Source organism: Saccharicrinis sp. GN24d3, assembly GCF_052400645.1.
Classification (GTDB): Bacteria; Bacteroidota; Bacteroidia; order Bacteroidales; family Marinilabiliaceae; genus Saccharicrinis.
The window spans coordinates 37,199-53,345 of sequence record NZ_JBQTGI010000004.1 but is presented as its reverse complement, the minus strand read 5'-3'; the positions used below and the strand labels follow the sequence as shown (position 1 = coordinate 53,345).

Annotated in this window: 12 protein-coding genes; 2 read left to right on the top strand and 10 right to left on the bottom strand. The window is 39.0% G+C overall.

Annotated elements, in window-relative coordinates:
- From ACT29I_RS06465 to ACT29I_RS06425, 9 genes are all read right to left on the bottom strand, one after another.
- Positions 1 to 750 carry a hypothetical protein gene (locus ACT29I_RS06465; protein ID WP_444792980.1) on the bottom strand — a complete coding sequence of 250 codons (750 nt, stop codon included), beginning with the start codon at positions 748 to 750 and terminating at the stop codon, positions 1 to 3.
- A gap of 275 nt (positions 751 to 1,025) precedes the next feature.
- Complete coding sequence (locus tag ACT29I_RS06460; protein ID WP_444792979.1) at positions 1,026 to 3,137, bottom strand: TonB-dependent receptor plug domain-containing protein; 2,112 nt, start codon at positions 3,135 to 3,137, stop codon at positions 1,026 to 1,028.
- Positions 3,138 to 3,279: 142 nt separating this feature from the next.
- A complete protein-coding gene (locus tag ACT29I_RS06455) occupies positions 3,280 to 4,089 on the bottom strand; it encodes a hypothetical protein (RefSeq protein ID WP_444792978.1) in 810 nt (269 codons plus the stop codon).
- A 263-nt stretch (positions 4,090 to 4,352) separates the two neighbouring features.
- Positions 4,353 to 5,279 (bottom strand): molybdenum cofactor synthesis domain-containing protein, encoded by a 927-nt coding sequence (locus ACT29I_RS06450; RefSeq protein ID WP_444792977.1) that lies wholly within the window; start codon positions 5,277 to 5,279, stop codon positions 4,353 to 4,355.
- Between the two features lie 3 nt (positions 5,280 to 5,282).
- A complete protein-coding gene (gene moaC / locus ACT29I_RS06445) occupies positions 5,283 to 5,729 on the bottom strand; it encodes a cyclic pyranopterin monophosphate synthase MoaC (protein WP_430934195.1) in 447 nt (148 codons plus the stop codon).
- A 14-nt stretch (positions 5,730 to 5,743) separates the two neighbouring features.
- Entirely contained in the window at positions 5,744 to 6,547 is an 804-nt protein-coding gene (locus tag ACT29I_RS06440; protein ID WP_444792976.1) for a GTP 3',8-cyclase MoaA, read from the bottom strand.
- The gene (locus ACT29I_RS06435) at positions 6,531 to 7,706 is read right to left on the bottom strand and encodes a molybdopterin molybdotransferase MoeA (protein ID WP_444792975.1); all 1,176 of its coding nucleotides are present in this window, start codon (positions 7,704 to 7,706) and stop codon (positions 6,531 to 6,533) included. The genes ACT29I_RS06440 and ACT29I_RS06435 overlap by 17 nt, the downstream gene beginning before the upstream one ends.
- 253 nt (positions 7,707 to 7,959) lie before the next feature.
- Positions 7,960 to 8,337, bottom strand: a complete 378-nt coding sequence (locus ACT29I_RS06430) for a winged helix-turn-helix domain-containing protein (protein WP_430934198.1) — start codon at positions 8,335 to 8,337, stop codon at positions 7,960 to 7,962.
- A 19-nt stretch (positions 8,338 to 8,356) separates the two neighbouring features.
- Positions 8,357 to 9,088 (bottom strand): HesA/MoeB/ThiF family protein, encoded by a 732-nt coding sequence (locus tag ACT29I_RS06425; RefSeq protein WP_444792974.1) that lies wholly within the window; start codon positions 9,086 to 9,088, stop codon positions 8,357 to 8,359.
- A 340-nt stretch (positions 9,089 to 9,428) separates the two neighbouring features.
- Between ACT29I_RS06425 and ACT29I_RS06420 the strand changes: the two genes are divergently transcribed.
- Together ACT29I_RS06420 and ACT29I_RS06415 are read left to right on the top strand one after the other, a co-directional pair.
- Positions 9,429 to 11,348: an aldehyde ferredoxin oxidoreductase family protein gene (locus tag ACT29I_RS06420; RefSeq protein WP_444792973.1), complete on the top strand. Its 1,920-nt coding sequence runs from the start codon at positions 9,429 to 9,431 to the stop codon at positions 11,346 to 11,348.
- Between the two features lie 296 nt (positions 11,349 to 11,644).
- Positions 11,645 to 11,878 carry a hypothetical protein gene (locus ACT29I_RS06415; protein WP_444792972.1) on the top strand — a complete coding sequence of 78 codons (234 nt, stop codon included), beginning with the start codon at positions 11,645 to 11,647 and terminating at the stop codon, positions 11,876 to 11,878.
- Between the two features lie 66 nt (positions 11,879 to 11,944).
- On the opposite strand, the gene ACT29I_RS06410 is transcribed toward ACT29I_RS06415, so the two are convergent.
- Entirely contained in the window at positions 11,945 to 16,078 is a 4,134-nt protein-coding gene (locus tag ACT29I_RS06410) for a hybrid sensor histidine kinase/response regulator (RefSeq protein ID WP_444792971.1), read from the bottom strand.
- Between the last annotated feature and the right edge of the window lie 69 nt (positions 16,079 to 16,147).

Sequence of the window (16,147 nt, the reverse complement as noted above, 5' to 3'; positions counted from 1 at the left end):
TTAGTTATTTGTAAATACCGATTCTTGTTGCACAAATGTATATTCTTTTTTGATAGAGATAGTTTGCCAGGTTTCGTTACCTGAAGCCATTACAGGAACAACTAGTCTCCTTGCCCATAAATGAGGGCGTAACGAATTTTGATTGTCAATTTTATGGTCATCAGGGATGAATTCAGCATGCCGGTTGACCGACATTATATGGATGCCTCTTTCGCGTAATTCACCAACCGTGGTTATTTGCGGTAAGTCCCTGATATCGGCATAATCGACTATTCTGCCCGACTCTCCCAAATGGGTTAAGCCTACTGCTGCTACAGCGCCAATTATTCCGTCATTGGTTCCTCCATGTCCGGAGAGATGAATGCCTTTGGCGGCTACCTTGGCTTCTGCCTGCGTGGTTTTTACTCCCGTACATTTTATGCCAAAACGAATTAAAGCACTTAAATCATCATCTTCAGAAGCCACACAGAAACCCGGGTCGCTGCCTTCAAAAAAATGATTAAGGATATGTGCTATTCCTCTTTGAATCAAAGTTTCCCGATACGTTTCATCTGGCGCTTCAATTACACAACATAGAGATGAGTTATGCGAAGTCATAGGTACATCTGGCGAATGCAATAACTGCTGTCGAACCACCATTTTTTGATTGCATTCGGAAGGTATTACATCGGCAAACCAGCGAGCCAGTTTGCCCGTTCCACGTCCACAATCTAAAGTATCTGTATCATCAAAAGCTACGTAAAATATCATGTTTTTTAGTATCAATTATTAAGATATAAGACTATCCCAAGCTGTATGTTACTTCATAAATATTGTGATCAAGATTCTATATTTTTAAAAATCCCATCCCTTCACTTTTGTCTCAGGACTAAAGGGAAGGGCCTTAGCCTCTTTGCTTGGGCCATGCCCTGGACTATGTTCTTTTCGGTCTACAGCCTGATTAAACAGGCTGTATAAAAACTGCCTACTGCCTGTACGCTAAAGAATGCCAACTAATTCTGAAGCTGTAAATCACCTTCTCCTTTTTATAAGGTAAAATTTAAACCAACTCTTATGTTACGTCCTACTATCTCCGATTCTTTAACCGCACCTTGTTTAATTACTACCTTTTCGTTAAACAAATTAACTGTGTTTACAAAAACACTTCCCCAAGGTTTAAAGAAGTATTTTAAGCGGGCATCCCATTGTGTATAGGGTTGGTACACCTGTCGGGCAACTAGAGTGCCTTCGTCGGTGCCTCCTGCAATATATCTATTACCAATGTGGTTAACCCCAACAGATACCTGCAATTTTAATTCGGAGTTGAAATAATCCAGAGATGAATTTGTTGTGTATTCTGGTTGTTCGTTAAGTCTGCGATGCTCACCAGTGCTGGCATCCCTAACCTCAGAACCTAACCAGGAAACATTACTGTTGAGGGTAAGCTCATTTTTTTTATAACGCAAAAGCCTTAAATGAAAATCTACATCAAAGCCCCATATTAAACCGCTATCTACATTCACCGATTGAATTACCTGGTAACCATAGTTGTCATCTATTCCCACGTTTTTCATTTCAATCACATCGCGCATGATACTGTAAAAACCGCGTAAGGTGATATAATTATTGTTTTTCGAATATTGTTCAATACCAGCGCTTATTGTATAAGCATCAGATGGTTGCAGGTCTTTGTTTCCTCTTTCAATAGTTGATTTTTTGTGTTTGATTTTGTCGATGGGTACCTGGGCATTAAATGGAGGTCGTGAAATTTGACGGGCGATGTCCGCTTTAAAAAAGAGCCTGTCGTTGCAATGGTATTTGGCATGTATAGAAGGGTTCAGTGATGTATAATTAAAATCTCCTTCTTCATCTAATGTTTTGTATGAACGTTTGTCGTAGTCTACACGAACAGAAGGAACAACCTGGAATTTGTTCCAACTTATTTCGTCTGTGGCGTACATACTGCCTCGGTACTCGTTCATCTTGTAGGAGCCATCCGTTATTTCGTCCCAGAATTTACGTTCGTATATTCTGGTGTAAACAAGTCTGGAATAATCGCGCCATAAACCTGACGCTCTTATTCCAAATTTAAGGGTATGGTTATTACGTGTGTTTTGGAAATCACTCTTAAAGATGGATTCTGTATTTTCCTGGTTCTCATCTTCCAGGCTTTCTGTAAGGCCTGAAGTTTTAGCGGTTAATCTCCAGCGTTCTTTTTCGTCATTATTCTGGGAGAAATTTAAGGAGTTGGCCCATTTCCAGTTTTCCCCTTTGGTTTCAAAACGTAAGGTTTGGGTATGTAACCTTCGTAACTTGCTGTCGGAAGCTGTATCCGATGTGAAGTTCAATGTTCCATCTGAACGGTGTTTGATGTCTGCCACAAAGTCAAGCGACTCGTCGTAATTACTGAAAAAGGTCTCGAACTTTAGTTTAGAATGCTGGCTTACATCATAGTTGAGGGTTCCCGTAAAACCATGAATTTCAACATCGATGTCCTCTAACTCCGTTCCTGAAATATCACCCTCGGTGAGTGTATTTACATTTGAACGGTTGAATTGGTTGTAACTATAGCTTGCAATAAATGATAGTTTTTTAAACGAATTTCCGTAGGTAACAGACATATCCGGGTTTAATCCGTCATGAGTAGAGGTATGGTCAAGTGCAATGTTGGCACTGAAATACTTTTCGTCGGGTGTGTCTTTAAGTTTTATGTTCACCACACCCATAGATGCATCGGCTCCCCATTCGGCAGGAGGATTATAGATAATTTCAATTTCCTCCACCATGTCAACAGGTATTCTGTCGAGTTTAAAATCTCTGTAATCTTCCCCTCCGGCAGGTCGGTTACCATTAATAAGTACGGATTGGAACTGCTTGTCCAAGCCGCCCATCATTATGTTTCGGTTGAAGGATGGTGGCCCCTGGATAAAAACACGTGGTAGACGTTTTAATAGATCACCAACGGTATGGTTTCCAAAATTATTTAACTCTTTGCTACTGATAACAATTGTAGCAGGGGTTGCTTTTTTTTGTTGCTCTATGGCATCGTTTTTTGCCCTGGCTTCAACAGTAACTTCTTTAATTTGATGAACTTTTTGAGCCTTTAAAAGAACCATTCCTAAAAGAGATATGAAAAGAAGTATTCGTTTTTTATTCATGTTTGAAGTGAGAGTTTATAGGAAGTTAGAAATTAATCCCCATCCCGACGCCCAAGGCGTGGCTCTTCCCATTAGCCTGAGGGCAAAAGGGAAGAGCCATTTACATGCTGTAAATTTTAATAAAAGGTAAAAACCTTGTTTGTTATTCTGCAATCTCGTATACCTTTAGTGCAAAGGTTCCGGGAATAGTATTCTTAATGTGGATTTTAAAATTATTCTCTGAGTCATCGGTTAAAATATATTTTATATCATCGGTATGACTCTTGTTTTTATCCAGGTAATCTTTCCCCTTAACAACATCCTTGTATGGAGTTGCACCGTCTGTATGCATTACCGAACCTGTAATGTCAGCGGTGTACCCGGTTTCAGGAGAATCAACCTCTTTCCAAACAATGGCTATGTTTTTTGCTCCGGTATATTTAACTTTAAATCCAAGTAATTCATCTTGTTTAATTGTAAAGTCTAACCAGGTATCAGCAATGGAGAAGTCAGCATAATCAACGGTTATTACACTTGCAGCATTGGCACGTATAGCAAATGTTCCAGGCGTATTAGTTTCGCCGACCGTAACTTTCACTAAAAACGAAATTTCGTTATTTTCAAGCCCAAACGATTTTGCTTTTTCGCCATATCCGTTGTCCTTGTCTAAGATATATGCGGTGATACCATCTAACTGATAGGCTGAAACCATTATATCCCCGGAGTAGTTTCTGTCTTCTCCTTGGCCACTAGCTTCTGCCCATTCCAGGTATGCAGTTGTAGAACCCGCATCGCAAGTCACCTTAAACCATAGCTCTTCGCCTTCTGCAATTTCATCTTCAACCCATTTGTTATCTGAAACCATATCGGTTGGTAGAACCTCAGGTGTTACTTTGTCATCATCCGAACAAGACGCAAAAGTGAGAACAATTGTCAGGAAAAATAGTCGTATAATTAAATTGTTAAGTTTCATCTTTGTTTATTATTTGTGGTTTATAGTTGTTTAAACTTAATAGCTAGCGTTTCGTCTTTCGTTGTTTGTTCCCTGCCTGTTCGGCAGACAGGCACCGCAAAGTCTTTGGGCATATCCGCAACCCTTGTGATGCTATGTTTTTTTTCTTTTATTTCTCCCGGCGTTGCCACCCCGGTTATTCATATTCAGCCCCTTCTGGGTTGTTGTTGTTGTTGTTTCATTTGATTTTTTTTTACTGCCTACTTAATACGGTTAACAGAATACTAATGACTATCCACGCTGTGAATCATCCTGAACGAATGCTCTATGGTTGGGATTATTTCATTTAAATATTCATTAACAGCTTTGGTGCTTCCGGGTAACACATATACCAGGGTAGCGTCTATTGTGCCAGCTACACTTCGGCTAACCAGGGCATTGGGTTTATGAGCGCCATATTTAATGCGTATATGCTCCATTATGCCAGGTATTTCTTTATCCAACATGGGTTTTACCACATCCGGCGTAATATCTCTTTTCCCAAGGCCAGTTCCACCGGTGGTGATAACGATATCGTAGTTTTTGGCTTCCAATAACGCTTCTTTAATTAAAGCTGCATCATCTGGTAAAATCTTTCGGTCAATGTTATAATGCCTTCCGCTGTTATCAAAAAACTCAGTCATCATTTTTTCAGCGAATGGCCCGCTTTTATCTTCATAAACTCCATTGTATGCCCTGTCGCTTAAAGTAAGCACCATCGTTTTAATGACTCTTGGCTGGTATTCAAAAGTATCGCCGGGCTTTAATTCACCCGCTTTAATAACCCTGCAAAAAATACCTTCAACTGGCATTACACAATCGCCTATTTGTTTCATGATATCGCAACCATGGTGGCATTTTTTTCCTATCTGTGTTACTTCAAGCTCTATCTGATCACCTACAAAACGGTCGAATACACTTGTTTTATGAAGCTCTAAGCCTTCGGTAGTAATGTTTTCGGCAAATACACCCATATCCAGTTTTACATCAGCCTTTTTGGCTTCCATCTTTCGGTAGCTCTCAATGCCTAACAGGCTGATTTGTCGGTGCCAATCACCGGCATGGGCATCTCCAACCATTCCATTGAAATCGATTGTAGCCTTTTCAATCGGCTTTTTAACGGTTCCTTTGCCTGCGGAGGTGTTTAGAGATATGACTTTTAGTTTGCTCATGATTTACTCTTTAATTTTACTGATAAGTTTAATTCCCCGCATCACCATGTTTTTGTCAACAGCCTTGCACATATCGTAAATAGTAAGCAATGCCACGTTAACAGCCGTTAATGCTTCCATTTCTACACCGGTTTTGCCAATGCATTTTGCCAATGCTGTAACCTCAATGCCATCTTCCAATATTCCTAACTCTACATCTACTTTCGAAAGTTGTAAAGGATGACAAAGCGGAATCAGGTTGGATGTTTGTTTGGCCCCCATTATACCTGCAATTCGGGCCGTAGATAATACATCCCCTTTTTTAAGCGTGTTGCTATTAACCTGCTCAAGTGTTTCTTTGTTAAGCTGGATAAAACCTTTCGCCTGAGCGGTCCTGGTTTGATCCGGTTTTGAAGAAACGTCCACCATGTTGGCTTCACCTTTTTCGTTTATGTGCGATAATTTTGTCATGCTCATCAATTTTATTATCCGCCAATATTATAGAATCCGTGATTCTGACTTTTCTTTCCCTTTTCGGGTTTGTTGCCTAGGGCAGCCGCGAATGCACCATCAATACCATTTTCTGTTATACTATAGGCTCTATTACTAAATAAACAAGGTTTTATATAACCATCGGCGCTCAAGCGTAGTCTATTGCAGATGGAGCAATTACCTCCATTACCTCCTTCTACTTGTGAGAAAGTCCCGGACTTGAGGTCCATCTGTCGGATATATTGAATTTTAAGGTCTTCCCTGATGCAAAACTCTTCCAGGTCTTCCAATTCATCTTTGTCGGATGATTCCATTTTAACTACATTGATTTTAATAGGAGTGAGGCCAGCGTTTTTGGCTGCCTGAATCCCATCAAACACATCCTGAATATTACCACCTCGGGTAATCTGGGCAAATTTTTCGCTTGAAAGGGTATCCAAACTTATGTTTACCCTGTTTAAGCCGGCACCTTTCAAGTCATTAGCGTATTTAGAAAGCAAGATACCATTGGTAGTCATGTTAATTTCATCAATGCCATCAATAGCTTTTAAAAGTTTAACCAGTGTAACCAAGCCCTTCCTGGCCAATGGTTCACCTCCCGTAAGACGAATTTTATTAATGCCGAAATTTTCAGCACCCACTTTGGCTACTTCCGCTATTCTTTCAAAAGAAAGTACATCTTCATGCCTCATTAACTGAATGCCTTCTGCAGGCATACAATAGGTGCAGCGCAGATTGCAACGGTCAGTTACCGATATCCTTAAGTAATTTATTTCCCTGTTAAAAGCGTCTAACATCTACTCTATCTCCCTTTTTAAATTCCATAACGCCCAAAGGCATTATGATCATACTGTTTGCATGCGTTAAAGCATTAATGTGTGCTGCTCCATGATATTCGACGGCATTCACGGTCTGCTCTTCATTTAAAAAAGCGGGTATAAATTTCAGACGATCTGTTTTTTTACGTGAATAGTCTTCGGTTAATTTGGCTTTTACCATTTTGGGTTCCAAATCATGACCCATCATTTTATACAAAAATGCTTTGATGTATAATTCAAACTGAATAAAAGAAGAGGCAGGGTTGCCCGCCAAGCCAAAGCAGAACTTATTACCATTCTTGGCAAATATTAAAGGTTTGCCGGGTTGAACCATCACGCGGGTAATCAACATTTCAAATCCCAATTCCTCAATAACAGAAGGAATAAAATCGAAATCGCCTTCCGATACTCCACCTGAAAGAATCACCACATCGCTTTTTTCAAAAGCGAAAGCAATTTTGTTCTTGGTTTCTTCAAAATCGTCGGTAATAATTCCGCCATATTTTCCTGAGATGCCTATTTCTTCCAGCTGTGCCATCATTTGGGAAGAGTTGGTGTTTCGTATCTGAAACGATAAAGGTTTTTCGCTGGGTTCAACCAACTCGCTACCTGTAGCAAAAACGGATACTCTTGGCTGACACTTTACTTCGGGCTCAATAATACCGGCTCCTGCTAATATTGGCATATGACAAGAAGTAAGCAGCGTGTTTTTAAGTAGAGCTGCATCTCCAACCTGAACATCTTCGCCCGTATAACAGATGTTGCTTTTTGTTTTTTCAGCTTGAATAATGATTTTGTTACGAGCACTCTCTTCAACGTACTCCTTCATAACAACACAATCAGCGCCTTCTGGAACAACTGCGCCTGTCATTATTTTTGCACATTGATTAGGGCCAATTTTATTTTCAGGTTTTTTGCCCGCATGTATAAGCTCCACTATTTCCAGCTCATTTTTAATATCCTGCATGCGACAAGCGTAACCATCCATTGCAGACTTATTAAATGGAGGCAGTGCTATATCGTAATATGTATCTTTAGCCAAAATACGTTGGCGCGCGTGCTTAAGTTTTACTGTTTCAGTTCCTAACTCAACTGCGTTGGAAAGTATAATGTGTAACGCATCTTTAAATTCAATCATTCTCAACATATCATTGCCACATGGAGGGCTGTTAAACGAATTGCAAAAATATGCAAATCGAATTAATAAATAATGGATTTGCAATAAAATGCCATTTGAAAATGTAATTTATATTTGAAATAAATTGCCCGTAAAATAAGGGATGTTGAGTTATTGTCTAGTTTGACAGTTAATCTTGTGTGGTTTTTTTTTATGGTAGAAAATGGAGTTGATTTCAAACTATATTTATAAATCATGTCTGTAAACCATTTTTCTATTTATTCAGTTCGTGGAAAAACTTTTTTGTCATATCGTGGATTGATTTGTCAAACTCCTCCCGAAGTTCTTTGTGGGCAGTTATCAGGTTTAATCCATCATTTGTCAACGAAGTTTTTCCTCCCTGGTTTCCTCCCCGTTGACGATTGAGCAGATTAAACCCTAATTGCTCTTCCATCTTTTGAATAATGCCCCACGCTTTTCGATAACTAATATTCAGGTGTTCGGCAGCTTCTTTTATCGACCCCATATTATGTATTGCATTTAAAAGTGAAAAATGAAGAGAAGTCATGATGCTACCTTTCTTGCGATGATTGAGCTGAATGGAATAGTCGAGAAAGATATCGTAATATTTTGAGCCTTTTGGACCAGCCATATTTTCTAGTTTTTATTAGTTATAAATGACCACAAACACTACAATTCTTGTTTTTTTCGATACTAATTTTCGAGAATTCTAATGTTATTGAATCTAAATATATTAAAGTATTTGAAATATCGTTTGTGCCAACAATATATTTAATGGTTTCCAATGCTTGCAAGGTTCCTGCTATTCCTGCAACAGCACCTAGCACTGGTTTTGGTTCTGTACTGTCCTTGGCGTCATCAAATAAGCAGTTGATACATGGTGTATGGGGAGGGTTTATGAGGGTTAATTGTGTATTCCAACCATCTATGCCGGCATGCATAATAGGAATGTTTTTTTTGATAGAGTACCGGTTCAATACCCTGCGGGTTAATATGTTATCTAAACAGTCAACCATTATATGCGCTGAATCAGCCATCTTAGCAATACTATTGTTGTCAATGGTTTCATTAAAGGGGACAATATTAATTTCAGGATTCAGGGTGTTTAATGTATCAAAAGCAGAATCGGACTTAGGTGTCCCTATTTTTTTTGTCGAGTGAAGTATTTGCCTGTTCAGATTGCTTAGTTCAACTTTGTCGCGATCACAAACAACCAAATGACCAACTCCAGCAGCTGCCAGATAGTAACAAACCGGAGCTCCTAAACCGCCGGCACCGGCAACAAATACTTTTGCATTTTTAAGTTTTTCCTGAGCTTCTGTCCCAAATTGAGGTAATATAAGTTGCCTTTGATATCTAATATGTTCTTTTTCGCTTAACATTACAATGGGTTGAAATGAAAAGGCAATTTAATAAAATGCGGTATAAATCAAGAATTATTTATTTCCCTCATTCATTGCCGCGTTATAGTGTTAGGTATATTCTGCAATTAAGGGGGGTATTTGATAAAATATGACTAGACAAAAACTCAATTGATACCAGCTAGCTCTTAGGGTAAAAACATAACTGTTTGTATATGTGACATGTACGATTTGCATATTATTGCCACTCGAAATCGTTAAAAATCAGGCAAATAAGTAAAAATACCCCTGCTTTATTTGTATAATAATTGTAATTTTATAATTGTGATTATTCTAATTTCTAATGAAAATATAATTTGAGATGGCATTTGGTTATAGAGACAAAATTTTAAGAATTAACCTAACAGATTCTTCTATAAAAATTGAAAGACCTGGAGAGGATTTTTTCAAGCAGTACATAGGTGGTACTAATATTATTGGGTATTTTTTAAATAAAGAGGTTGGAGGAGCTGTAGATCCTCTAAGTCCGGAAAATAAAATAATTGTAGCTCCTAGTGTTATAACCGGTTCTCCGGTTGCCGGTACTTCGAGGTTTTCGGTAGGTGCTAAAAGTCCATTGACAGAGGGTTTTGGAAAGTCAGAGGCTGGCGGGTTCTTTGGCCCGGAGCTAAAATTTGCTGGCTGGGACGCCATTATTGTTGAAGGAAAAGCCGCAGAACCTTGTTATATCTGTATTAAGGATGATAAGGTAGAGATTAAAAGTGCTAAGCATCTTTGGGGAAAGGATACAGGACCTGTACAGGAAATGATTCGTGAGGAAATGGGAGAGAAGAAGGCGCGTGTGCTTCAAACAGGTCCTGCAGGAGAAAACCTTGTGAGGTTTGCGGCTGTTTGTAATGAGCTAAAACACTGGAATGGAAGAGGAGGAATGGGCGCCGTATTTGGTTCTAAGAATTTGCGTGCAATCGCAGTAAAGGGTGACGATCGTGAGTTTATGAAAGAAGTAGTTAAGGTTAAAGAATATGCCCAATGGTTTGGTAAAAACTGGAAAAACCATGATAGCCTGGATGGCTTTGGTAAAGTAGGTACGATGGGTCTTCCCACTATTTTAAGTGGAATGGGAATTTTACCTACGCATAACTTCCAAATGGGTGAATTTGAGCATGCGGAAAAAATTGACAGAATCACCATTGAGAAGGAAATGGAGATGAAGCGAGAAGGTTGTTTTGCATGTCCTGTTCGTTGTAAGCAGGTAGTTAAAAAAGAGTCGAAAGACCCGGATAAAAATATTGATCCGGCATATGGAGCCCCTGAATATGAAACATTAGGTTCCATTGGTTCGAACTGTGGAATCCCCAATGCCGTAACCGTTTGTAAAGGTAACGAGATGACCGCGCGTTTTGGAATGGATTCCATTGGTTTAGGTATGACTATTGCTTTTGCTATGGAATGTTACGAAAAAGGCATTATCACCAAAGAAGATACCGACGGATTGGAATTGGTATTTGGTAACGAAGAGGCATTTTTGCGTATTATTGAAAAGATTGCTTTCCGTAAAGGTTTCGGTGATATTTTAGCAGAAGGCTCCTATAGGGCAGCACAAAAAATAGGAGGTGATGCCCCTAAGTATGCAATGACCGCTAAAAAAATGGAGTTTGCGGCTCATGAAGGCCGTGGTAAATGGAATGTAGCCCTTGGTTATGCAGTTTCTCCAAATGGTGGAGATCATGTGGTAGTTGAACATGACCATTGTTTTATGGGAGAACCAAACGAAGACCCTAAAGCTTTGGTTGATGGTAATGTTTTTTCTTTATTTAACTATGGAATTCGCAAACCTCTTGAACCTTGTTCTTTAGATCATGAAAAAGTACGTGCCTTTGTCATCCTGCAAAAGCTTTGGGGCGTGATGGATATGTTGGATATCTGTATTTTTCTTGCCGAGCCAAGTCGACGTATGATTTTGATGGAGCACCTGCCAGACCTTGTGAACCATGTTACGGGCTGGGATCTATCATTAAACGAACTCATAATAGCTGCTGAACGCAGTATTGTAATGGGACGTTTATTTAATGCCAAATGTGGGATTACGTCCAAGGATGAAGGATTGCCTGAGCGAGTATTTACACCTATGACCAACGGAGCAATAAAGGGTGTAGCTATTGACAAGAAAGAGTTTGAGGAAGCAAAAGAGCTTTATTATCATATGGCAGGTATGGATGAAAATGGAGCTCCACTGAAAGGAAAACTGGTGGAGCTGAGGCTGGAAGAATTGATGAGCTAATAGTGTGACCATATCGAATTAATATATAATAAATCAAGAAAAGAGGTAATGGTTCTTCCCTTTTGTCATGAGAGAAAGGGGAAGTACACCGCCAATGGCGGGGGATGGGGATTTAAAGCTTAACCACAAAGACGCCGAGTATACCAAGATTTATATTTTTATGTTTCTTTGTGCTTTTGAAGCTTGGTGGTAAAAGAAATAAATGCATTTATTTGGTACCTCAAAAAAAGTTGTACTATTAACATCAGCTATAAATATTTTTGTTGGGGCTGATTGTGTTTAATATTATGATATTAATGAAGAAAATAACTATATCGGCACTAGGGCATCTCAGAGAGAAGATACAAGAGGAGACCGTTCTTGAACTTGAAAATTCTATTTCGGCCTTTGAGTTGGTCGAGAAGTTTTTCAGTATTCCCAAAACAGAGGCTCGTATGGCCTTTGTGATCAATGGGAAAATGCGAAGCGGTACTTATATGGTTCAGGAGGGAGATAGCATCAAGGTGCTGAAAATGGGTGGTGCAGGGTAGAAAATATAGTATTATACCTTTTCCAACGTTTCAAACTATGGAAAAGGTATAATAACCAATGAGCAATCAACTATTGTTGGCAAACTCCGACGGACTAACCCCAAACTTCTCCTTAAATCGGGTTCTGAAAGTTTTTAAGTCATTATAACCTACCATCCAGGTTACTTCCGACACATTCATCTCACCTTGTTTTAGTAATTCGGCTGCATGTTTTAAGCGAATGTTACGAATAAACTGATTGGACGTTTCTCCTGTTAGTGCTTTTATTTTCCTGTTCAGATATATTCTGGATACGCCATATTTTTCAGCCATTTTTTCAACGGTAAACTCAGAGTCGGACAAGTGCTCCTCGATGATGGCCAATATTTTGTCCATGAATTTGGAGTCAGTAGAGTTATTGGCAATCAGGTTAGGAGAAATCTCTATTTCCTTCTGGAATTTATTACGCAGCTGCTCCCTGTTTTTTAGGATAGATAGGATGGATGCCTTGAGTACATCCATGTTAAAAGGTTTGTTTAAATAGCCATCGGCGCCAGTTTCGTAACCTTCAATTTGTGATTCCACAGTGTTCTTGGCTGTCAGTAAGATGACGGGGATATGGCTCGTTGATTCTGAGGTCTTAATTGTTTTACAAAGTTCTATACCATCAATATTGGGCATCATAATATCACTCACAATTAGATCAGGCATATTTTCTTCGCAGATATTCAGGGCAATTTGGCCATCTTCTGCTTCAAGGATTTCGAATTCATCCTTAAGGGATTGAACTACAAACATCCTTAAGTCGTGGTTGTCTTCCACTACCATTACCTTGGGCTTTATCTCCGGACTTTTAATGGTGTTTTCTTCAATATCGGGAATCGCATTAGCTCCTGTGCTCGGGCTATTAAACTGGTATTGGAATTCTCCTTCTTCAATTTCTTCGGTTTTATAGTGCGCTTTGCCCAAAGGTAAAGCTACAGTAAAAGTACTGCCTGTATTTTCTTCGCTCTCGAAGGAAATGGAACCATGGTGCAGTTCAACCATGGCTTTGGTTAAAGCTAAACCAATGCCAGTACCTCCAACGTTTTGTTGAAGCTGACTTCGGTCCCTGAAATACCGTTCAAAGATGTGCGCTTGAGCTTCACGTTTAATACCAATGCCCGTATCTTTTACATAAATAGATGCTTTTTCGGGCTCGCCTAAAACCCCCACTTCAATTGATCCTCCGTTAGGTGAGTACTTAAAGGCATTTGCCAAGAGGTTGTAGATTATTCTTTCCAGTTTTTCGGGATCGGCCCAAATCATAAGGGCTGTCTCCTTGAGCTTAAGTTGGTAATCGATTTGTTTTTGGACTGCTAATTCACTAAAAGAATTATAAATGGTTTTAACGAACTCCGAAAGATTGATATTTCTGACCTTTAAGCTTAGCTTCTCTTGCTCTAACTTTCTGAAATCCATCAGCTGATTTATCAGCCGCATCATAATTTTAATGTTCTGGTTCATCAGGTTAAACAAGGTCAGCCTTTCTTCACTGGAGGAACTGTTGTTGTTTTTTATCAGTTTATCCAATGGGGCCGAGATCAAGGTTAATGGTGTGCGGAATTCGTGCGAGATATTCGTAAAAAAACGGAGTTTCATTTGCGACATCTCTTCAGCCTTATCCTTTTCCATATTGGCAAATACCAATTCGTTTTTACGCTTGTTCTTTTGTACCGATAGGTATCGTTGCAATAATATAAACCCAATGATAATTAAGAAGTATAGGATAAATGCCTGGGTGCTTTGATAGAACGGTGGTGCAATAGTAATTTTAACCGAGGCAGGTTGGTCGCTCCAAACATTATCGCTATTTGATCCTAATACTTTAAAGATATACTCACCGGGCGGAACATTGGTGTATTTTGCTATCCTTGTTTCGGCACTGGCTTTGTACCATTGTTCGTCGAATCCCTGTAATATGTATTGATAATTGTTTTTTTGAGGGGTGTTATAATTTAAGCCTACAAAGCCGATGGAGAAACTATTGTCTTGAAACCTCAATTTGATTTCATCTGTAAATTGAATGGACCGCTCCAGAAAGGATTTTTCACCTGGCTTTACTTCCTGGTTTTTTATTAGAAGCTCGGTTAAGTACATGTGCGGTTTCTCATTGTCCGATTTGATATCTGAGGGGTAAAAAACATTAAACCCTTTAATTCCACCCAAAACGATCTGGCCGTTTTTTCTGATGACAGAACATATTTCAGAAAATTCATTGTCTTGCAATCCATCGGTAATATCATAGTTTATAACTTCATCGGATCTAGGATTAAATCGAGATAAGCCTTTGTTGGAAGTCAGCCATAGATATCCGGATTCATCTTCTGTTATAGATTTTATGGTATTGTTGGGCAGTCGGTTTTCGGTTGTGTAATTGGTAAATGAAACTTGTTCGTCGCCTAGGGGAGTATTGTATTTGAGCAAGCCACCCCCCATGGTTCCACACCAAATAGTACCGTCTTTTGCTTCGTAAATTTGCAAAACATAGTCGTGCGGAATGCTCCCAAGTTTACTATCTTGCGAGTATATCTCGAATTGAGGAACCTCTGATGCTGCCTGTTCCTTACTTAGTTTGTTGATGCCTTTATCCGTGCCAACCCAAATATTTCCGTTGCTGTCCTGAAGAATGCTTCTGACGATAAACGATGATATGGCGTTTGGGTTACCATCATCAGGTATCATATTTTTATATTGGGTAACCTCTCCATCTTTATTAAAGTTAACCCTAAAAAGACCAGCGCTATAGGTGCCAACCCAAATTGTAGAATCGTTTGTTGCCTCCAGCGCAAAAACAAACCCAAATTCATCAAAAAACTGAGGTCTGGGTTTAGTTTGCAATGTTTCACCATCGAATACAACAAGGCTGGTTGGATAACTGGTACCAACCCAAATTAAACTGTTGTGTTTGTCAGAATTGGGCAAGAATGTTTCCTCAATACAATACGCCCTGTTGGCATTGAGGTTTTCATTCACATTCATTTGTCGGAATCCATCGGCATAATCAGCATTCTTTGGCAAATAACTGATCCCTTGCTCTTCAGTGCCAATCCAAAGGTTCTGCTTATGGTCTTCAAACACGCTCCGGCATAGGTTATTACTTATACTTCCGGAGGTCAATGTGTGCTTGTAATGCTCAAAGCGTTTATTTTGTTCGGCAGCAATATTCACACCGCCACCTCTGGTTCCTACCCATACCTGTCCGTTAATATCAGCGCTGAGCCATGTAACCAGATTGCAGCTTAAACTATTATCTGTAAAGTTCTCGTTAAAAAAAAGGGTTTCATTCCATCGTTCATTGTCTTTCTCAAGCAAATATAATCCACTGCGGTTACCTACCCAAACCTTGTTGCTGTGATATAGAACGGTACTGCCTCTTAAACTGGAAATCTGATTGATGATGATATTTTCGTTATTGACAGAAGCCTCGCTTATACTATAGAATGCTCCGACAATAATTCCATTAGGGCCATCGCAAATGGATTCCACATTTAATTCATATTGCTTAAAATCAAAATGCTGAACTGGGGCATTGGGATTATTGATACAATATAAATGTAGGTTTGTGCCTATCCAAATGTTCTCGTCTTTATCCTGATGTAAACACTTTATGTTGTTAACAAAATCTGACTGCAAACGGGTATTGTTATCAATAATATCAACCTTAATTATTTTATTCATGGCAGCATTCATTTGAATGCGGTTAATGCCCAGCATGTTGGCTGACCAAATAATATTGTTGTTATCTACAATCAGAGTAGTAACATCATTACTGTTAAAAATAATATTGTCGGGCGTGTTGTAAAAGTTTGTAAATGTTTCCGTAAGCGGGTTGAATTTAGAAATTCCTTTATCATATGTACCTATCCAAATGTTTCCCAAGCTGTCTTCGTCAATACTTTTTATCAGATTACTTGAAATACTGTTCTTGCCTTCATTAGTGCGGTAGGTTTTATACGAGTAACCATCAAAGCGGTGCAAACCGTCCAGTGTGCCAATCCACATATAACCATGTTTATCTTGGTAGATATGATTTACATCGTTCTGAGGTTGATTCTTTAAATGTTTAATTCTGATAAAATCGCTACTGGTATTTGTTTGCGAAAAACCAAGACTTTGAACAAAAAATGTTGCTGCCAAAAATAATAAGTACAATAAGACTGAACGATTATAGTGTGTCATTTTCATGCTTTATTACCTATGTATACTCAAATTTAGTTCTTTTTACAAATAAAGAAAATCTTTTGCCAA